The organism is Lentzea jiangxiensis (assembly GCF_900104175.1).
GTDB classification, from domain to species: Bacteria; Actinomycetota; Actinomycetes; order Mycobacteriales; family Pseudonocardiaceae; genus Lentzea; species Lentzea jiangxiensis.
On record NZ_FNIX01000013.1, the window covers coordinates 146,380 to 164,953 of the forward strand.

At 71.1% G+C, this 18,574-nt stretch carries 16 protein-coding genes and 1 pseudogene; 15 read left to right on the plus strand and 2 right to left on the minus strand.

All coding sequences use genetic code 11. The features are described 5' to 3' along the window. Window positions 1–19: 19 nt before the first annotated feature. Window positions 20–751, minus strand: coding sequence for a putative protein N(5)-glutamine methyltransferase (locus BLQ91_RS28095; protein WP_245733851.1), 732 nt, complete (start codon window positions 749–751; stop codon window positions 20–22). A gap of 126 nt (window positions 752–877) precedes the next feature. Between BLQ91_RS28095 and BLQ91_RS28100 the strand changes: the two genes are divergently transcribed. The 8 genes and pseudogenes from BLQ91_RS28100 (at window position 878) to BLQ91_RS28135 (ending at window position 10,102) form a co-directional block, all read left to right on the plus strand. Beyond that, the gene (locus BLQ91_RS28100) at window positions 878–1,405 is read left to right on the plus strand and encodes a TetR/AcrR family transcriptional regulator (RefSeq protein ID WP_090101619.1); all 528 of its coding nucleotides are present in this window, start codon (window positions 878–880) and stop codon (window positions 1,403–1,405) included. After that, window positions 1,402–2,133 (plus strand): TIGR03084 family metal-binding protein, encoded by a 732-nt coding sequence (locus BLQ91_RS28105; RefSeq protein WP_090101445.1) that lies wholly within the window; start codon window positions 1,402–1,404, stop codon window positions 2,131–2,133. Before BLQ91_RS28100 ends, BLQ91_RS28105 begins: the two co-directional genes overlap by 4 nt. Then, window positions 2,130–3,652: pseudogene (locus BLQ91_RS28110) on the plus strand (acyclic terpene utilization AtuA family protein). The gene BLQ91_RS28105 and the pseudogene BLQ91_RS28110 overlap by 4 nt, the downstream one beginning before the upstream one ends. After that, a complete protein-coding gene (locus BLQ91_RS28115; protein WP_090101455.1) occupies window positions 3,649–4,761 on the plus strand; it encodes an acyl-CoA dehydrogenase family protein in 1,113 nt (370 codons plus the stop codon). Before BLQ91_RS28110 ends, BLQ91_RS28115 begins: the two are co-directional and overlap by 4 nt. Then, window positions 4,761–6,311, plus strand: coding sequence for an acyl-CoA carboxylase subunit beta (locus tag BLQ91_RS28120; protein ID WP_090101465.1), 1,551 nt, complete (start codon window positions 4,761–4,763; stop codon window positions 6,309–6,311). The genes BLQ91_RS28115 and BLQ91_RS28120 overlap by 1 nt, the downstream gene beginning before the upstream one ends. Window positions 6,312–6,316: 5 nt before the next feature. After that, a complete protein-coding gene (locus BLQ91_RS28125; RefSeq protein WP_090101620.1) occupies window positions 6,317–8,149 on the plus strand; it encodes an ATP-binding protein in 1,833 nt (610 codons plus the stop codon). Then, the gene (locus BLQ91_RS28130) at window positions 8,146–9,285 is read left to right on the plus strand and encodes an acyl-CoA dehydrogenase family protein (RefSeq protein ID WP_090101466.1); all 1,140 of its coding nucleotides are present in this window, start codon (window positions 8,146–8,148) and stop codon (window positions 9,283–9,285) included. Before BLQ91_RS28125 ends, BLQ91_RS28130 begins: the two co-directional genes overlap by 4 nt. A gap of 13 nt (window positions 9,286–9,298) precedes the next feature. Then, entirely contained in the window at window positions 9,299–10,102 is an 804-nt protein-coding gene (locus BLQ91_RS28135; RefSeq protein WP_090101467.1) for an alpha/beta fold hydrolase, read from the plus strand. Here the strand turns inward: BLQ91_RS28135 and BLQ91_RS42910 are convergent. Further along, complete coding sequence (locus tag BLQ91_RS42910) at window positions 10,042–10,947, minus strand: helix-turn-helix domain-containing protein (protein ID WP_090101476.1); 906 nt, start codon at window positions 10,945–10,947, stop codon at window positions 10,042–10,044. The two genes, BLQ91_RS28135 and BLQ91_RS42910, sit on opposite strands and share 61 nt — an antisense overlap. A gap of 180 nt (window positions 10,948–11,127) precedes the next feature. Between BLQ91_RS42910 and BLQ91_RS28145 the strand changes: the two genes are divergently transcribed. The 7 genes from BLQ91_RS28145 to BLQ91_RS28175 all read left to right on the plus strand — a co-directional run bounded on the left by BLQ91_RS28145 (window position 11,128) and on the right by BLQ91_RS28175 (window position 18,525). Next, the gene (locus BLQ91_RS28145) at window positions 11,128–11,820 is read left to right on the plus strand and encodes a S8 family serine peptidase (RefSeq protein WP_090101477.1); all 693 of its coding nucleotides are present in this window, start codon (window positions 11,128–11,130) and stop codon (window positions 11,818–11,820) included. An 85-nt stretch (window positions 11,821–11,905) separates the two neighbouring features. Beyond that, entirely contained in the window at window positions 11,906–12,979 is a 1,074-nt protein-coding gene (locus tag BLQ91_RS28150) for a S8 family peptidase (RefSeq protein WP_245733853.1), read from the plus strand. A 119-nt stretch (window positions 12,980–13,098) separates the two neighbouring features. After that, entirely contained in the window at window positions 13,099–14,268 is a 1,170-nt protein-coding gene (locus BLQ91_RS28155; protein ID WP_090101478.1) for a S8 family peptidase, read from the plus strand. 59 nt (window positions 14,269–14,327) lie between these two features. Then, a complete protein-coding gene (locus BLQ91_RS28160) occupies window positions 14,328–15,359 on the plus strand; it encodes a hypothetical protein (protein WP_090101479.1) in 1,032 nt (343 codons plus the stop codon). 5 nt (window positions 15,360–15,364) lie between these two features. After that, entirely contained in the window at window positions 15,365–15,724 is a 360-nt protein-coding gene (locus BLQ91_RS28165; protein ID WP_090101480.1) for a hypothetical protein, read from the plus strand. An 84-nt stretch (window positions 15,725–15,808) separates the two neighbouring features. Further along, window positions 15,809–17,584: an aspartate--tRNA ligase gene (gene aspS / locus BLQ91_RS28170; RefSeq protein ID WP_090101481.1), complete on the plus strand. Its 1,776-nt coding sequence runs from the start codon at window positions 15,809–15,811 to the stop codon at window positions 17,582–17,584. Continuing rightward, window positions 17,584–18,525 (plus strand): DUF389 domain-containing protein, encoded by a 942-nt coding sequence (locus tag BLQ91_RS28175; protein ID WP_090101482.1) that lies wholly within the window; start codon window positions 17,584–17,586, stop codon window positions 18,523–18,525. The genes aspS and BLQ91_RS28175 overlap by 1 nt, the downstream gene beginning before the upstream one ends. Window positions 18,526–18,574: the final 49 nt, after the last annotated feature.

The following is an 18,574-nucleotide window of genomic DNA, read 5'->3' on the forward strand; positions in this document are numbered from 1 at the left end:
ACCGTACATTGTACGGAACTTAGCGTGATCCGACCACCGCATTGGCGTCTTCGCTGGTCACGAGCTTGGCGGTGAGTCCGGCGGCGGTGAAGGCGGCCAGTGCGGCCGGTGCCTGGCGCTCACTGGTCTCGCTCAGCAGGTGTCCGCCGGGGCGCAGCCAGGTCGTCGCCTGCCCGGCCACGCGGCGCAGGACCTCCAGGCCGTCCGCGCCGCCGTCGAGTGCCATGCGCGCCTCGTAGTCGCGGGCCTCGACCGGCATGAACGCTATGTCGTCGGTCGGCACGTACGGGACGTTGGCGACGACGACGTCGATGCGTCCGCGCAGGTGCGTGGGCAGAGCGTCGAACAGATCCCCTTCGAACACGTTCGTGAGGTTCTTGCGCGCGCATGCCACCGCCACGGGGTCGATGTCGGCGGCGTAGACGGTGGCAGCGGGGAGTCGGTGCCGGAGCACCGCGCCGACCGCGCCGGAGCCGCAGCACAGGTCGACCACGACGCCCGGCTTCAGGCCGACGGCGAGGTCCACGAGCAGTTCGGTGCGGTGGCGGGGCACGAACACGCCCTTGGTGACGACGATCCGCTGCCCGCAGAACACGGCCCACCCGACGGCGTGTTCCAGCGGCAGACCGTTGACCCGCTGGGTCACCAGTTCCTCGAGGTGCTCCGGGCCGGTGGCGGCTTCTTCGAGGAGGGCGGCCTCGTCCTCGGCGAACACGCAGCCGGCGGCCCTCAGTCGTTCCACGATGCTCATCGGGGCGGACGGTACTCGCGCCATTTACAAGCAGTCTTGACTGTTTGTTTGTTCGGCGGAACACTCGGCCGCGTGGAGACGAGGCAGCGCCAGGCCGACCGCAGCCGCGGGACCAAGCGGAAGCTGATGGAGGCGACCGTCGAGTGCCTGGTGGAACGCGGCTGGTCCGGCACGACGACGACCGAGGTGGCCGAGCGGGCCGGGGTGTCGCGCGGCGCGCAGCTGCACCACTTCCGCACGCGCGGGGAACTGGTGGCCGCGGCGGTGGAGCACGTGGGCGCGGAGAGCGTCGAGGCGCTCAAGCGGCGTGCGGAGATCGCCGAGAAGAGCACGCACGCCGTGGTCGAGCTGATCGCGGACTTCCACGCCAGCGACCTGTTCACCGCCGCCCTGGAGCTGTGGGTGGCCGCGCGGACCGATCCCGAGCTGCGCGAGCAGGTGCTCGAGCTGCAGGCACGGCTGGGGCGCGAGGTGTACGGGCTGGCGCTCGAGCTGCTCGACGTGGACGACAGCCGGCCCGGTGTGAAGGACGCGGTGCAGGCAACCCTTGATCTCGTGCGCGGGCTGGCGCTCGCCAACCAGCTCGCCGACGACACCAAGCGCCGGGCGCACGTGGTGCGCTACTGGGCGCGGATGCTGGAGGAGCAGCTGTGATCACGGAACTGCTGGCCGACCTCGACGCGGAGTCGCGGGACCTCGACGCGCTCGTCGACGGGGCCGACCGGAGCCTGCCGACCCCGGCGCAGGGCTGGACGATCGGCCACCAGATCGGCCATCTCATGTGGACGGACAAGGCGGCCGTGCTCGCGATCACCGATCCCGAGGCGTTCCAGGCGCAGCCGCTGACCGCCGACATCGTGGACCGCACGGCGGCGGAGGCGGCGGTGCTGCCGGACCTGCTGGAGCTGTGGCGCGACAGCAGGAGGTCGTTGCGGGAGCACCTCGCGCGGGCCACGGGGAAGATCGTCTGGTTCGGGCCGCCGATGAGCCCGGCGTCGATGGCCACCGCGCGGATCATGGAGACCTGGGCGCACGGGCAGGACGTCGCCGACGCGCTCGGGGTCGTGCGGGAACCGACGTCGCGGATCAGGCACGTCTGCCACCTCGGTGTGCGGACCATGGGGTTCGCCTTCCTGCTCAACGGGCTGGCGGCGCCGGACGCCGAGGTGCGGGTCGAGCTGACCGGACCCGGTGGCGAGTCGTGGACGTGGGGTCCCGAGGACGCGGAGAACCGGGTTTCGGGGCCGGCGCTGGACTTCGCGTGGCTGGTGACGCAGCGCCGCGACCGCGAGCAGCTCGCGGTCGAGGCCACGGGGCCGGTGGCGCGGGAGTGGCTGCCGATCGCGCAGGCCTTCGCCGGGCCGCCCGGAGGTGGCCGGTGATCCGGATCGGCAACGCCTCCGGTTTCTACGGCGACCGGCTGTCGGCGGTGCGCGAGCAGCTGGAGGGCGGTGACCTCGACGTCCTGACCGGCGACTACCTCGCCGAGCTGACCATGCTGATCCTCGGTCGCGACCGCGTGAAGGACTCCTCGCTCGGCTACGCGAAGACGTTCCTGCGGCAGATGGAGGACTGCCTGGCGCTGGCGCTGGACAAGGGCGTCAAGATCGTGGTCAACGCCGGTGGCCTGAACCCGGAAGGCCTGGCGCGCAAGCTGGACGCCAAGGTCGGGTACGTCACCGGTGACGACCTGAAGGAGCGGTTCCCGGATGCGTTGACCGCCAACGCCTACCTCGGCGCGTGGGAGATCGCGGAATGCCTGCGGCAGGGTGCTCAGGTCGTGGTCACCGGCCGCGTCACCGACGCGAGCCTCGTGGTCGGACCCGCCGCGGCGCGCTTCGGGTGGAAGCGCGACGACTGGGACCGCCTGGCCGGCGCGACGGTCGCGGGCCACGTGCTGGAGTGCGGGACGCAGGCCACCGGCGGCAACTACTCGTTCTTCACCGAGATCGACGTGACGCGGCCGGGGTTCCCGATCGCGGAGGTCGACGAGGACGGGTCCTGCCTGATCACCAAGCACGACGGCACGGGCGGCGCGGTCACCGTCGACACCGTGACGGCGCAGCTGTTGTACGAGATCGGGGCGCCGGAGTACCTGGGACCGGACGTCACCACGCACTTCGACACGATCCGGCTGGCCGCGCACGAGCGCGGGGTCAGGATCAGCGGCGTCCGGGGGTCTCCGCCGCCGGACACGCTGAAGGTCTGCCTGAACGCGCTGGGCGGCTTCCGGAACTCCACGACGTTCGTCCTCACCGGGCTGGACGTCGAGGCCAAGGCGGAGCTGGTGCGGCGGCAGCTGCACGACGCGATCGGCACCGAGGGCCTGACCTGGACGCTGGCGCGGACCGACCAGGCCGACGCGGCCACCGAGGAGCAGGCCAGTGCGTTGCTGCACGTGACGATCAAGACGACGGACCCCGAGCGGGCCAAGGGGTTCAGCCGGGCCGCGATCGAGCTGGCGCTCGCCAGCTACCCCGGTTTCCACGTGACGGCACCGCCGGGCGACGGGACGCCGTTCGGCGTCTACCGGGCGGCGTACGTGCCTCGCGACGAGGTCAGCGCGAAGGCGGTGCTGCTGTGAAGCGGCCGTTGGGAACGATCGCCGGCGCGCGCAGCGGGGACAAGGGCGGCGACGCCAACCTCGGTGTGTGGGTGCGGTCGGACGCCGCCTACGACTGGCTGAACGGGTTCCTGACGGTCGGGAGGCTGAAGGAGCTGCTGCCGGAGGCCGGTGAGGTCAGCCGGTACGAGCTGCCGAACCTGCGGGCGCTCAACTTCGTGTTGCACGGCCTGCTCGGCGAAGGGGTGGCGAGCAGCACCCGGTTCGACCCGCAGGCCAAGGCGCTGGGCGAGTGGTTGCGCAGCAGGGAAGTCGAGATCCCCGAGGAGCTCCTGTGATCACGAAAGACCTGTACGAGCGCGAAGAGCTCAGGGAGCTCGTCCGCGACTTCACGCGCAGGGAGATCGCACCGCACCTCGACCGGTGGGAACGCGACGGCGAGGTGCCGCGCGAGCTGCACCGCAAGGCGGCGGAGCTCGACCTGCTCGGCATCGGGTTCGAGCACGGCGACCTGCTCGACACGGTGGCGCTGACCGAGGAGGTCATCCAGAACGGCGGTTCGTCCGGCGTGATGGCCGCGCTGTTCACCCTCGGCATCGCCATCCCGCACATCTGGCAGTCCGGGAACCAGGAGCTCGTCGAGCGGTTCGCCAAGCCCGCGATCCGCGGCGAGAAGATCGGCAGCCTCGCGGTCACCGAACCCGGCGCCGGGTCGGACGTCGCGGCGATCAGGACGAAGGCCGTGCGCGATGGCGACCACTACGTCGTCAGCGGCGAGAAGACGTTCATCACCTCCGGCTGCCGCGCGGACTTCGTCACGACGGCGGTGCGCACCGGCGGCGAGGGCTACCAGGGCATCTCGCTGCTCGTCGTCGAGGACGGGTTCACCCGGCGCAAGCTCGACAAGATGGGCTGGCACTGCAGCGACACCGCCGAACTGCACTTCGACGAGGTGCGGGTGCCGGTCGCGAACCTGGTCGGCGAGGAGAACCAGGGTTTCGCGCTGATCATGCAGCAGTTCCAGGTCGAGCGCGTGACGATGGCGGTCGAGGCGTACGCGACGGCGCAACGGGCGCTCGACCTCACCGTCGAGTGGGTCCGGAACCGGGAGACGTTCGGCAAGCCGCTGATCAAGAACCAGGTGGTGCGGCACAGGCTCGCGCACATGGCGCAGGAGATCGAGCTGGCGCGGACCTACACGCGCGAGGTGGCCGCGCGCGTGAACCGCGGTGAGGACTGCGTCACCGAGGTCTGCTTCGCGAAGAACGCCGCCGTGCGGGCCTGTTCCGAGGTCGTCGACGCGGCGGTGCAGCTGCACGGCGGCATGGGCTACATGCGGGAGTCCGAAGTGGAGCGCCACTACCGCGACGCCCGCATCCTCGGCATCGGGGGCGGCGCGAGTGAAGTGATGACCGAGCTCGCGGCACGACGATTGGGGTTCGCCTGATGGGCAACAGGGAGGCGCTGCTCGCGAAGATCGCGCAGCTGGACGCCGAGCACGCCAAGGCGCTCGCGGGAGGCGGGCCGAAGTACGTCGAACGGCACCACGGGCGCGGCAAGCTGCTCGCCCGCGAACGGGTCGAGCTGCTGATCGACGAGGACAGCCCGTTCCTGGAGCTGTCGCCCCTGGCGGCCTGGGGCACCGACTTCCCCGTGGGCGCCTCGGTCGTCACGGGAATCGGGCGGATCGAGGGCGTCGAGTGCGTGATCGTCGCGAACGACCCGACGGTGCGCGGCGGTTCGTCGAACCCGTACACGCTGCGCAAGTCGCTGCGGGCCAACGACATCGCGTTGCAGAACCGGCTGCCGCTGGTCAGCCTCGTCGAGTCCGGCGGCGCCGACCTGCCGACGCAGAGCGAGATCTTCATCCCGGGCGGCCGGGCGTTCCGCGACCTGACCAGGCTCTCCGCCGCGGGCATCCCGACGATCACCGCCGTGTTCGGCAACGCGACGGCCGGTGGCGCGTACGTGCCCGGCATGTCCGACTACGTGATCATGGTCAAGGACCGCTCGAAGGTGTTCCTCGGCGGTCCGCCGCTGGTCAAGATGGCTACGGGCGAGGACGCGGACGACGAGTCGCTGGGCGGCGCGACCATGCACGGCGCCACCTCCGGCCTCGCGGACTTCGTCGCCGAGGACGAGACCGACGCCATCCGGCTCGCCCGCCGGGTCGTCGCGCGCCTGAACTGGCGCAAGCAGGGGCCGCGGCCGGCGGCCGTCGAAGAACCGCTGTTCGACGCCGAGAGCATCCTCGACCTCGTCTCCGAGGACCAGCGGGTGCCCTTCGACCCGCGCGACGTCATCGCGCGCCTGGTCGACGGATCGAAGTTCGACGAGTTCAAACCCTTGTACGGCACCAGCCTCGTCACCGGCTGGGCCCGCGTCCACGGCTACCCCGTCGGCATCCTCGCCAACGCACGCGGTGTGCTCTTCAGCGAGGAGTCGCAGAAGGCCACGCAGTTCATCCAGCTGGCGAACCAGAGCGACACGCCGTTGGTCTTCCTGCAGAACACCACGGGTTACATGGTCGGCGCCCAGTACGAGCAGGGCGGCATCGTCAAGCACGGCTCGATGATGATCAACGCCGTCTCGAACAGCCGGGTGCCGCACCTGACGATCACGATGGGCGCCTCCTACGGCGCCGGCAACTACGGCATGTGCGGCCGCGCGTACGACCCCCGGTTCCTCTTCACCTGGCCCAACGCCAAGTCCGCCGTGATGGGTCCCGCGCAGCTCGCGGGCGTGCTGTCGATCGTGGGGCGGCAGGCCGCCGCGGCGAAGGGGCAGGAGTACGACGAGGAGCACGACGCCGCCATGCGCAAGATGGTGGAGGCGCAGATCGAGGAGCAGTCGCTCGCGCCGTTCCTGTCCGGCAAGCTCTACGACGACGGCGTGATCGACCCGCGCGACACCAGGACCGTGCTCGCCCTCTGCCTCTCCGCTGTCCACAGCGGACCGATCAAAGGCGCCGACGGCTTCGGCGTCTTCCGGATGTGATCGCCATGATCAAGACGCTGCTGATCGCCAACCGCGGCGAGATCGCCCGCCGGATCATCCGCACCTGCCGGGACAGCGGGATCCGCGCGGTCGCCGTGTTCTCCGATCCCGACGCGGACTCCCCGCACGTCCGGGAGGCCGACCTCGCGGTCCGGCTGCCGGGTGCGACGCCCGCGGAGACCTACCTGCGCGCCGACCTGCTCGTCGAGGCCGCCCTGCGAGCCGGCGCGGACGCCGTCCACCCCGGCTACGGCTTCCTGTCCGAGAACGCGGACTTCGCGCGGAAGGTGCAGGCGGCGGGACTGACCTGGGTCGGCCCCGAGCCGGACTCGATCGAGGCGATGGGCTCCAAGGTCGCCGCCAAGAAGCGGATGGCCGCCGCGGGCGTGCCCACCCTGCCCGAGCTGGACCCCGAGACCGTCACCGAGTTCCCGGTGCTGATCAAGGCGTCGGCCGGTGGCGGTGGCCGCGGCATGCGGATCGTCCGGGAGAAGGCCGGGTTCGCCGACGCTCTCGCGAGTGCGCGGCGCGAGGCGGAATCCGCCTTCGGCGACCCGACGGTGTTCTGCGAGCCCTTGCTGGAGCACGCGCGGCACGTCGAGGTGCAGGTCCTCGCGGACAGGCACGGCACGGTGTGGGTGCTCGGGGAACGCGAGTGCTCGATCCAGCGCCGCCACCAGAAGATCGTCGAGGAGTCGCCCAGCCCGGCGGTGACCGGCGAGGTGCGCGAACGCCTGTTCGCCGCGGCGACGGCGGCGGCCGAGTCGATCGGGTACGTCGGCGCGGGCACCGTCGAGTTCATGCTGAAGGGCGAGGACTTCCACTTCCTGGAGGTCAACACGCGCCTGCAGGTCGAGCACCCGGTGACGGAGCTGGTCCACGGCGTCGACCTCGTCGACTGGCAGCTGCGGATCGCCGAGGGGGCCGCACTTCCCGCGCAGGCACCGCGACCGCGGGGCCACGCGATCGAGGTCCGCCTGTACGCCGAGGACCCCGCGAACGACTGGCGTCCCGCGAGCGGCACGCTGCACCGGTTCCACGTGCCCGGCGACGTCCGGCTGGACAGCGGCGTCGAGGACGGTTCGGTCGTCTCCGTGCACTACGACCCGATGCTGGCCAAGGTGATCGCGCACGCACCGACGCGCCGTGCCGCCGCCCGCAAGCTCGCGACGGCGCTGGAGAGCGCGCGGATCCACGGCCTGGTCACGAACCGCCGGCTGCTCGTGGACGTCCTGCGCGACGACGCCTTCCTCCGCGGGGACACGCACACCGGGTTCCTGACCGAGCACGACTTCACCCGGACCGTTGACCCGCAACCGTTTGCGCTCGCCGCGGCGCTCGCCCAGGCGGCCACGCGCCGGATCGGGACGCTGCCGCTCGGCTGGCGCAACGTGCGGTCGCAGCGGCCGAAGGCGCGGTTCCTGCACGGCGAGGAGCTGGTCGAGGTCGAGTACGACCCGGCGCAGGCCACCGCGGACACCGCGGTGCTCGACCTGGACGGCGTGCGGGTCCCGTTCCACGTGGCCCGCTACGGGGACCTGGTGGAGGTCGACTCGCCGCGCGGGTCGGTGAGCCTCACGGTCGTGCCGCGCTTCCCCGAGCCGGAGGCGAAGCTCGCGCCGGGCGCGACCGTCGCGCCGATGCCCGGAACCGTGGTCCGGGTGAGCGTCGCGCGGGGCGACGTGGTCGAGGCCGGCGCCGAGTTGCTGGTGCTGGAAGCGATGAAGATGGAACACCGCGTGCTCGCGACCAGCGCGGGCACGGTCACCGAACTGCTCGTGGAGAACGCCCGGCAGGTCAACGCCGGAGACGTCCTGGTCGTAGTGGAGGAACAGTGAGCTTCGTCGAGTCCGAGGAGCGGATCGCGCTGCGCAGGGCGGTCGCCGAGTTCGGTGCGAAGTACGGCCACGACTACTTCACCGCCAAGGCCAGGGCGGGGGAGAAGACCACCGAGCTGTGGGCGGAGGCCGGCAGGCTCGGCTACCTCGGCGTCGCGGTGCCGGAGGAGTACGGCGGCGGTGGCGGTGGCATCGGCGACCTCGCGGCGGTGTGCGAGGAGCTGGCGGCGGCGGGATGCCCGTTGCTGCTCATGGTGGTCTCGCCCGCGATCTGCGCGACGGTGATCGCCCGGTTCGGCACGGACGAGCAGAAGACCAAGTGGCTGCCCGGTTTCGCGGACGGCACGCTCAAGATGGCGTTCGCGATCACGGAGCCGGACGCCGGGTCCAACGCGCACAAGCTGAAGACGAACGTCCGCCGCGACGGCGACGACTGGGTCCTCAAGGGCGCCAAGACCTACATCTCCGGCGTCGACGAGGTCGACGCCGTGCTCGTCGTCGCGATCCAGAAGACCGGACCGGTGCTCGTCGTCGTCCCGACGGACGCCGAGGGCTTCACGCGGCAAGAGATCGACATGGACCTGTTCCTGCCGGAGAAGCAGTTCACGCTGTTCTTCGACGACGTCCGGCTGCCGTCCGACGCCGTCGTCGGCTCGCCCGACCAGGGACTGCTGCAGGTCTTCGCCGGGCTCAACCCCGAGCGGATCATGGGCGCGAGCATGGGAACCGGGTCGGCCCGGCTCGCCATCGCCAAGGCCGTGTCGTACGCGAAGCAGCGCACGGTCTGGGACACCCCGATCGGCGCGCACCAGGGCCTCGCGCACCCGCTGGCGAAGATCCACGTCGAGGTCGAGCTCGCCCGGCTGATGACGCAGAAGGCCGCCGCGCTCTACGACTCCGGTCACGACAGGGAGGCGGGCGAGGCCGCGAACATGGCCAAGTACGCGGCGGGCGAGGCCGTCGCGGCGGCGGTCGACCAGGCGATCCAGATCCACGGCGGCAACGGCCTGAGCCGCGAGTTCGGCCTCGCGTCGATGCTCGCGTCTTCCCGCCTTTCCCGCATCGCGCCCGTGTCGCGCGAGATGGTGCTCAACTTCGTCGCGCAAAACTCGCTGAAGCTGCCCCGCTCGTACTGACACACTGCGGGACATGGGGACTTTCAGGAACGCGGACGGCGCCGGCCTCGCCTACCACGGCGAGGCCACCGACCCGTTGATCTGCCTGCCGGGCGGGCCGATGCAGGCGTCGTCCTACCTGGGCGGGCTGCCGCTGCGGGACGTGGTCCGGCTCGACCTGCGCGGCACCGGGGAGTCGGAGAAGACGGGCCACTACCGCGTCGACCGCCAGGTGCACGACGTCGACGCGCTGCGCGGGCACCTCGGCCTCGACCGGATCAGGCTGCTCGGCCACTCGGCGGGCGCCACGCTCGCCGTCCTCTACGCCGTGCGTTTTCCCGAGAGGGTCGAGGAACTCGTGCTCGTCGCGCCCAGCCCGCGCGTCGTCGGCGTCGACGTCACCGACGCCGACCGCCGCGAGGTGGCCCTGACGCGCAGCGGTGAGCCCTGGTACGCCGAGGCGGTCAGGGGGTTCGAGGAGATCTGGGCGGGCAGGGTGACGCCCGAGGCGTTCGCGAAGATCAGCCCGTTCTTCCACGGGCGCTGGGACGACGCGGCGCGGGCGCTGGACGACCACCCGCGCAACCCCGAAGCCGCGGCGGAGTACTACGCCGACGGCGCGTTCGACACCGCCCGCGTCCGCGAGGAGCTCGCCGGGCTCGACGTGCCGGTGCTCCTGGTCACCGGTGAGGTCGACGTCTCGCTCCCGCCCCGGCGCGCGCGGGAGTTCGCGGACCTGTTCCCGCGCGCGACGCTCGTCGTGCAGCCCGGGGCCGGTCACTTCCCCTGGGTGGACGACCCCGCGGCGTTCGCGGCGGCGGTCCAGCGCATCCCGTAGAGACCGGGACCGAAGTCGAGAGCGGCGGCGTGCGCGTAACCCCCGTCGTCCACCGGGGCGGGGCGCGTGCCGCCGGACGATTCCGCACCGGCCGGGCCGGAGGCGAATTGTTCGCACGACTCGGGCGGCGACCCGGCCGGGAATTTGATCTCCAGAACGTAGTCGTGAACGCGTTCGGCGAACCGCCGGAAATGCGTGTGCTCCGCGGTCGGGTGCGGATAGATCAATTCGTACTCGATCGCGACGGAGTCACCCGCGGAGATCGGTTCGTCGAACACGAGCTCCGCGACGAGCACGCCGTTCGTGCGTTCCCGCGCGACCCTCCCGACCTGGCAGGAACGCACGGCGGTGAGCGCGGGCTGCGCCGAACCCGTTTCCTGGCACAGGATCCAGCGGTCCACATCGGCCGACCTCGCCTGCATGACCTGGCGTGAGCGGACGCCCAGCACGCCTCCGCACGGCGCGACCTCGACCCTGTCGTGCTGGGCGGTCAGCACCAGCCCGGACCCGTCCCACGGCGTCCGTGCCGAGGTCTGCCGCCTGCGCGAACGGCCCCGCGGCCGCGGCGGGCCGAGCAGGCGGCTCAGCGCGGTCTCCGGCAGTCCCAGCACGTCCTCCAGTTGCGCCAGCGCCCTCAGCGACTCCGGCCGCTCGGGTCTGCGCCTGCCCGACTGCCAGTAGCTCAGCGCCGTCACGCTGACCGGCGCGCCGCGCAGTTTCAGGCGGTGCTGCAGCCGTTCCAGGCTGAGTCCCCGCACCTGGATCGCGACCCTCAGCGCGTCCGCGAACGGACCCGTCACCAACAGGTCGGCGAGCTCCTCGTGCGGTGGGTGAATCGTGAGCATCGGTCCTCCGTTTCACGGAGTCAAGATCGGAAGGCTATCGGCGGCAAAGGGAACGCGGTACAGCCGATCGGCGGTTTTGCCCGGGTTCGGAACTCGGCAGGTTCAGATCTCGGGACTATTACGCCGCCAATGTCCTCGGTCGGGTTCCTGAGCATCCCTGCGACGAACAGGACTTGTGCAATGCGCAAGACAGCGACGCTCCTGGGCTCGGCGGTCGTGGTCGCCGCCTTCGCCGCGCCCGCCACCGCCGCCGGCGAGATCCGCGTCTCGCCCGGTGAGAACATCGCCGGCAGCTTCATCGTCAAGCTGAAGGACGACGCGGTCGCGGTGAGCGCGCAGACCCTCGGATCCCGGTTCGGCGGCCAGGTCGGGCACGTCTACGACGCCGTGTTCCAGGGCTTCTCGATCAGGACGAGCGACGCGCGGGCCCGCGGACTCGCCGCCCACCCGTCGGTCGAGTACGTCGAACGCGACCAGGTCGTGAGCATCCAGGCGACGCAGACGAACCCGCCGTCGTGGGGTCTCGACCGCATCGACCAGCGCAACCTGCCGCTGGACCAGCGCCACACCTACAACACCACCGGTTTCGGCGTGAACGCCTACATCTACGGCGCGATCGTCGACGTCTTCGCGCCCGGCAGCGGCATCACCTCGGCCTGGCACACCAGTGACACGGCCACGAACACCATCTCGGGCACCTCGATGGCCTCGCCGCACGTCGCCGGCGTGGTGGCGCGGTACCTGCAGGGCAACCGGAACGTGACGCCCGCGCAGGTGGCGACCGCGATCACCTCCAACGCCACCGACGGCAAGGTGACCAACCCCGGCCCGAGCACGACCACGAGGCTCCTGCACTGGGCCCCGACCAGCTGAGTCCCGTGCAGCGCGCGGCCCCGGTTCCCCGTGGACCGGGGCCGTTGTCTCCCCGCACAACCCTGCACCGAAAGGAAACCTGCCCGTGAGAGCCCTGCTGGCAGTCGCCGCCGTCGCGGCAGCGGTCGTGGTCGCCCCGGCGTCCGCGGCCACGTCGTCCTACATCGTGGTCCTGCGCGACGGGACCGTGTCGTCGTTCGGCGGGAAGGTCGAACACACCTACTCCGGTGTCTTCAACGGATTCAGCGCTCACCTCACCGCACGCCAGGTCCGTGAGCTGAAGGCCGACCCGGACGTGTCCTCTGTGGAGCGCGACGGGACCGTGCACGCCAACGGCGTCCAGCTCGACCCGCCCTGGGGCCTGGACCGCGTCGACCAGCGGGCGTTGCCGCTGGACCGGCGCTACGAGTACACGACCACCGGCCGCGGCGTGAACATCTACGTGATCGACACCGGGCTTCGCGTGACGCACGCGGACTTCGGCGGCCGTGCGCGCAACGGCTGGGACACCGTCGACAACGACGCGATCGCGCAGGACGACAACGGTCACGGCACGCACGTCGCCGGCATCGCCGCGGGAACCACCCACGGCGTCGCGAAGCAGGCGACGGTGTGGGGCGTGCGCGTGCTCAACGGGTCGGGCTCCGGCACGATCTCCGGTGTCATCGCCGGAGTGGACTGGGTGACGCGCAACGCGGTCAAGCCCGCCGTGGCCAACATGTCGCTGGGAGGCGGCGCTTCCGCCGCGCTGGACACCGCGGTGAAGAAGGCGATCGACTCGGGCATCTCGTTCACGGTCGCCGCGGGCGGCGGCAACACCGATCCTTCGGGCTCGTCGCCGCAACGGGTCTCGCAGGCGATCTGCGTGGGTGCGTTGACGCAGAACGACACCAAGTCGTCCTCGTCGAACTACGGGCCGCTGGTGGACATCTGGGCACCGGGGGTCAGCATCCCGTCGGCGTGGAACACCTCGGACACCGCGACCGCGACGCTGAGCGGCTCGTCCATGGCCGCGCCCCACGCGGCCGGTGTCGCGGCGCGTTTCCTGGAACGCGACCGCGCCGCCACTCCCGCGCAGGTCGAGCGCGTGCTGGTTACCACGGGCACGCCGGGAACGCCACCCGTCACTCGTATCCTCCACTGGCCGCCATCGCTGTGAAAGTGAATTGTTCGGCAATGCAAGGGCGTCTTAATCTTTAGGACACCCTTGGCAGGAACCGGATCTCTCCATAACGTCGAAAGCGCTTCGTTCCCCTGCAAAGAACGGAAAGCGACACCATGACGCGAAAGATCCGGTTCCTGGCCGGTGCCGGCGTGGCGAGCCTCGCCCTGTCGGTTCTGATGGTTCCCAGCGCTTCCGCCGCCGAAGGCGAGGTGTTGTCCCTCGACGCCCCCGAGAAGATCACCGGCAGCTTCATCGTGAAGCTGAAGGAGGGCAAGGGCAACTCGCACGCCCTCGCCTCCCGCTTCGGCGCGAAGGTGGAGCGCGACTACACCAGCTTCGGCGGCTTCAACGTGAAGCTCACGGAGAAGCAGGCCAAGCGCCTCGCCGCCGACCCGTCCGTCGAGTTCGTCGAGGCCGACCAGGTCGTGCGCACGCAGGCGACGCAGACGAACCCGCCGTCGTGGGGTCTCGACCGCATCGACCAGCGCAACCTGCCGCTCAACAGCTCCTACAGCTACACCTCGACCGGCAGCGGCGTGACGGCGTACGTCATCGACACCGGTGTCCGCGTCAGCCACTCCACGTTCGGCGGCCGCGCCACCAACGGCCGTGACTTCGTGGACAACGACGCCGTCGCGCAGGACGGCAACGGCCACGGCACGCACGTCGCCGGCACCATCGCGGGCGCGCAGTACGGCGTCGCCAAGAACGCGCGCATCGTCGCCGTCCGCGTGCTCGACAACAACGGTTCCGGCACCCTCGCCGGTGTCGCCGCGGGCATCGACTGGGTGGGCAACAACGCCGTCAAGCCGGCCGTCGCCAACCTGTCGCTCGGCGGCGGTGCCAACGCCACCCTCGACACGGCCGTCCGCAACGCCGTCGCCAAGGGCGTGACCTTCGCCGTCGCCGCCGGCAACTCGAACGCCAACGCCTCCGGCTTCTCCCCGGCCCGCGTGACCGAGGCGATCACCGTCGGCTCCACCGACCGCACCGACGCCCGCTCGTCGTTCTCGAACTACGGCTCGGTGCTCGACATCTTCGCCCCCGGCCGCGACATCACCTCGTCGTGGCACACCTCCGACTCGGCCACCAGCACCATCTCCGGCACGTCGATGGCCACCCCGCACGTCGCGGGCGCGGCCGCCCGCTACCTCTCGACGAACCCGTCGGCCTCCCCGGCCGCGGTGGCCTCGTACCTGGTCGCGCAGTCGACGCCGTCGAAGGTGACGAACCCGGGCACCGGTTCGCCGAACCGCCTGCTGTACCTCGCGCCCACCGCGTGAAACCGCTCTGAGTGAAGGGCCGCGACCCCGGTCGCGGCCCTTTTCCTATTCTGGGGTCCATGGTGGAGGGTCTGAAGAGGATCGACTGGTACCGGTTGCGCAGCCACGACGGGTACGGCGACGACCTCCCCCGGCTGCTCAGGCAGGCCCGGACCTCGGTCGAGCCGCACGAGGAACTGGTGCGGCACCTGTGCGGCGACGAGTCCGAGGTGAGCGAGGCGACCGCGGCGGCGTGGCCGTTCCTGCTGGACCTCGTCGCCCACGACAACACCCCCGGCCGCGAGTGGCTGCTGGAGAACGTGTGCGGCGCGATCGCGGTCGCCGGGGGCAGCGGCTCCGACGGCGTCCACCCGAGCTGGCCACCCGCCTGGGAGGCCTCGAAACCGGCGCTGCTGGCCCTGCTCGACCACAGCGCGGTGGCGGTGCGGCGGGGCGCGCTGTTCGTGCTGGGGCAGGGTCGTGGGGACAGCGCGCCGGTGCTGGCGGCCCTGGCGCCGCGGTGGGACGAGGAGACCGATCCCGCCACGCGGTTGTGCCTGGTGGTCGTCGCGACGGAGTTCGCGGGGCGGGGCGACGAGGCCGCGCTCTCGTGGTTGCGCGAGCTGGAGGTGCCGGACGACGAGCCGCTCGCGCGGATGCTCGTGTCGGCGGCGACCCGGCCGGACGCCGGGGTGGTCCTGCGCGGCCTGACCGGCGACCTCGGGCTGTTCCTGGAGACCGGTCAGTTCGAGATGGGCTACGACGAGGTGCTGGAGCACGTGCTCTGGCTGGTGCGGCCCCACGACTTCGAGGGCATGGACCTCGTGCTGGCGCTGGTGGACGTGCTGCCGTGGCGCACGGAGGCGCTCGACTACCTGAGGAGGCTCTTCGAGCGCGACACCGCGGACGTGGGCCTGGTCGTGCCGTACGTGCCGGTGTGGGCGGCCGATCCGGACGTGCGGCTGCGGGCCTTCGCGGTGTGGCTGGTCGGTGTGGCACGGGCTCGCCAGTACCGGCGCCTCGTCGAGGCGGCGGTGCACGACCACGCCGTGACCTCGCTGGGCCAGCGCGTCTCGTCCCTGGCCACGTCGGTGCTGCTGGACCTGCGGTGAGGCCTGTGCTGCAAGGACTCGACGACGTCGCGTGGCACGCGGTCGACCACGCCTACGGCCCCGCGCTGGACACGCCGGGCCACCTGCGGGCGCTGCTGTCCGACGACCCGGAGGTGGTCGCCGGGGCCATCGGCGACCTCGACCGGACGATCCACGAGGAGGGCGGGTTCGTGTGCCCGGCGGCCACGGCGGTGCTGCCGTTCCTCGCCGAGGTCGTGCCGCTGCTGCGGGAGGACCACCGGGCGGCGGTGCTCGACCTGGTCGCGCGGATCGCGGACGACGGCGAGAACGCCGAGCAGGTCGACGACGGGTGGCACGCCGCGTGGGTGAAGGCGGAGCCGGTGCTGGGGAGATCATCCGGGTAGCCGGAAAGCCCTGCGTGAGAATCTGTCGGTGGCTCCGGCTAGCCTTGACGGCAAAGCTGACTTCGTCTACAAGGAGCCACCACCGTGTTGCGCACGCACGAGGCCGGGTCACTCCGGGCCGAGCACGCCGGGCAGTCCGTCACCCTCACCGGGTGGGTCGCTCGCCGGCGGGATCACGGCGGTGTCATCTTCATCGACCTTCGCGACGCGTCCGGTGTCGCCCAGGTCGTGTTCCGCGAGGGCGAGATGGCCGAGCGCGCGCACCGGCTGCGCAGCGAGTACGTCATCAAGGTCACCGGAGAGGTGAGCAAGCGCCCCGAGGGCAGCGAGAACCCCGAGCTGCCGACCGGCGCCATCGAGGTCTACGTGAGCGACCTCGAGGTCCTCAACGAGGCCGCGCCGCTGCCGTTCCAGGTGGAGAGCGACGTCGAGCCGGGCGAGGAGGCCCGCCTCAAGCACCGCTACCTCGACCTGCGTCGCTCGACCCCGGCCAAGGCCATCCGCCTGCGCAGCGAGGTCAGCCGCATCGCCCGTGAGGTGCTGCACGCCGAGAAGTTCGTCGAGGTCGAGACGCCGACCCTGACCCGTTCCACGCCCGAGGGCGCACGCGACTTCCTGGTGCCGGCCCGGCTGCGCCCGGGTTCCTGGTACGCGCTGCCGCAGTCGCCGCAGCTGTTCAAGCAGCTGCTCATGGTCGGCGGCCTGGAGCGCTACTACCAGATCGCGCGCTGCTACCGCGACGAGGACTTCCGCGCCGACCGCCAGCCGGAGTTCACCCAGCTCGACATCGAGATGAGCTTCGTCGAGCAGGACGACGTGATCGGCCTGACCGAGAAGCTCCTCGCCGCGATCTGGAAGGAGACCAAGGGCGTCGAGCTGCCGCTGCCGTTCCGCCGGATCTCCTACGCCGACGCGATGGCGAAGTACGGCTCGGACAAGCCGGACCTGCGCTTCGACCTCGAGCTCACCGACCTGACCGAGTACTTCAAGGACACGACGTTCCGCGTGTTCCAGGCGCCGTACGTCGGCGCCGTCGTCATGCCCGGTGGGGCCTCGCAGCCGCGCCGCACGCTCGACGCGTGGCAGGAGTTCGCCAAGCAGCGCGGTCACAAGGGTCTCGCGTACGTGCTGGTCCAGGAGGACGGCACGCTCGGCGGCCCGGTCGCGAAGAACCTGACCGACGCCGAGCGCGACGGTCTCGCCAAGGCCGTGAACGCCAACCCCGGCGACTGCATCTTCTTCGGTGCCGGCGACCCGAGGGACGCGCGCGCCCTGCTCGGCGCCGCCCGCGTCGAGATCGCGCACCGCGTCGGCCTGGTCGACGAGAACGCGTGGGCGTTCGCGTGGGTCGTCGACTTCCCGATGTTCGAGTCGGTCGACAAGCTCGAGTCCGGTGACGTCGCGGTCGGCGGCAGCAACTGGACGGCGCTGCACCACGCGTTCACCTCGCCGACCCCGGAGTGGATCGACAACTTCGAGTCCGACCCGGGCAACGCGCTGGCCTACGCCTACGACGTCATCCTCAACGGCAACGAGCTCGGTGGTGGCTCCATCCGCATCCACCGCGCGGACGTTCAGCAGCGCGCGTTCAACGTCATGGGCATCGGTGCCGAGGAGGCGCAGGAGAAGTTCGGCTTCCTGCTCGACGCGTTCAAGTACGGCGCCCCGCCCCACGGCGGCATCGCGCTCGGCTGGGACCGCCTCTGCATGCTGCTCGCGGGGGTCGACTCGATCCGCGAGGTCATCGCGTTCCCGAAGTCCGGCGGCGGCTACGACCCGCTGACCGCGGCCCCGGCGCCGATCACCGCGTTGCAGCGCAAGGAAGCCGGCGTCGACGCCAAGCCGGACCAGAAGGCGTAGTGCTGCGGCTGCGGGTGGTCTGCCCGGCAGACCAGACCGAGGCCGCTCTGGAAGTCCTCCGCGACCACGCGGGAGCCACCCACCTGGTGCTCCTGCGTGGTGCCGCGGTCGACCCCCAAGGCGACCTCATCACCGCCGACGTGGCCCGTGAGGCCGTCGACGAGGTTGTCGGCGCGCTGTGCGAGCTGCGGATCGACCGCTACGGCGGTATCACGATCGAGACGATCGACACCTCGCTGTCCGACGCCGCCGACCGCGCGCAGGAGGACGCGCCGGGCGACGGGTCGGACGCGATCGTGTGGGACGAGCTGATCGGGAAGACCGGCGAGGAGTCCAAGCCGAGCGTCACGTTCCAGGCGTTCCTCACCATCTCGTGCGTGCTCGCGGCGGTCGGCATCGCCACGAACTCGACGGTGACGCTGGTCGGCGCGATGGTCGTGGGGCCGGAGTTCGGTCCGCTCGCCGCGATCGCCGTCGGCCTGGTCGCGAAGCGCTGGGACCTGGTGCGCAGGGCCGCCGCGGCCCTCGCGATCGGCTTCCCGGTGGCGATCGTGATCACCTCGGTGCTGACGTGGCTCGGTGCCCGGTTCGGGCTGCTGGACCGCGAGACGCTGCTGCACGGGACCGAGTCCGAGTTCATCTACCAGTTCGGCGTCTTCTCGCTGGTCGTGGCGCTGCTGGCGGGTGCGGCGGGCATGCTGTCGATGACGTCGGCGAAGTCCGCGGCGCTCGTCGGCGTGTTCATCTCGGTCACCACCGTGCCCGCCGCCGGCTACGCCGCGCTGGCCGCGGTTCTCGGAGTGTGGGACAGGGTGGGGCCCGCCGTCGCCCAGCTGGGCATCAACTTGATCGGTATTGTCATCGCCGCCGCGCTCGTGCTGTTGATCCGCAGGCGTGGGGCGGCGGAGGGTGTTTCCACACGTCCGCTGTCCAGGGGATGATCACCGAGCAACCTCCGGGCAGCCCGAGCCGTTATCAACGAGTGGTGGC

What these genes read in the sequence shown, in the direction of transcription:
- BLQ91_RS28095 (WP_245733851.1), bottom strand. Translation starts at nt 751, where the DNA reads ATGAGCATCGTGGAACGACTGAGGGCCGCCGGCTGCGTGTTCGCCGAG.
- BLQ91_RS28100 (WP_090101619.1), top strand. Translation starts at nt 878, where the DNA reads ATGGAGGCGACCGTCGAGTGCCTGGTGGAACGCGGCTGGTCCGGCACG.
- BLQ91_RS28120 (WP_090101465.1), top strand. Translation starts at nt 4,761, where the DNA reads ATGGGCAACAGGGAGGCGCTGCTCGCGAAGATCGCGCAGCTGGACGCC.
- BLQ91_RS28125 (WP_090101620.1), top strand. Translation starts at nt 6,317, where the DNA reads ATGATCAAGACGCTGCTGATCGCCAACCGCGGCGAGATCGCCCGCCGG.
- BLQ91_RS28135 (WP_090101467.1), top strand. Translation starts at nt 9,299, where the DNA reads ATGGGGACTTTCAGGAACGCGGACGGCGCCGGCCTCGCCTACCACGGC.
- BLQ91_RS42910 (WP_090101476.1), bottom strand. Translation starts at nt 10,947, where the DNA reads ATGCTCACGATTCACCCACCGCACGAGGAGCTCGCCGACCTGTTGGTG.
- BLQ91_RS28145 (WP_090101477.1), top strand. Translation starts at nt 11,128, where the DNA reads ATGCGCAAGACAGCGACGCTCCTGGGCTCGGCGGTCGTGGTCGCCGCC.
- BLQ91_RS28155 (WP_090101478.1), top strand. Translation starts at nt 13,099, where the DNA reads ATGACGCGAAAGATCCGGTTCCTGGCCGGTGCCGGCGTGGCGAGCCTC.
- BLQ91_RS28160 (WP_090101479.1), top strand. Translation starts at nt 14,328, where the DNA reads ATGGTGGAGGGTCTGAAGAGGATCGACTGGTACCGGTTGCGCAGCCAC.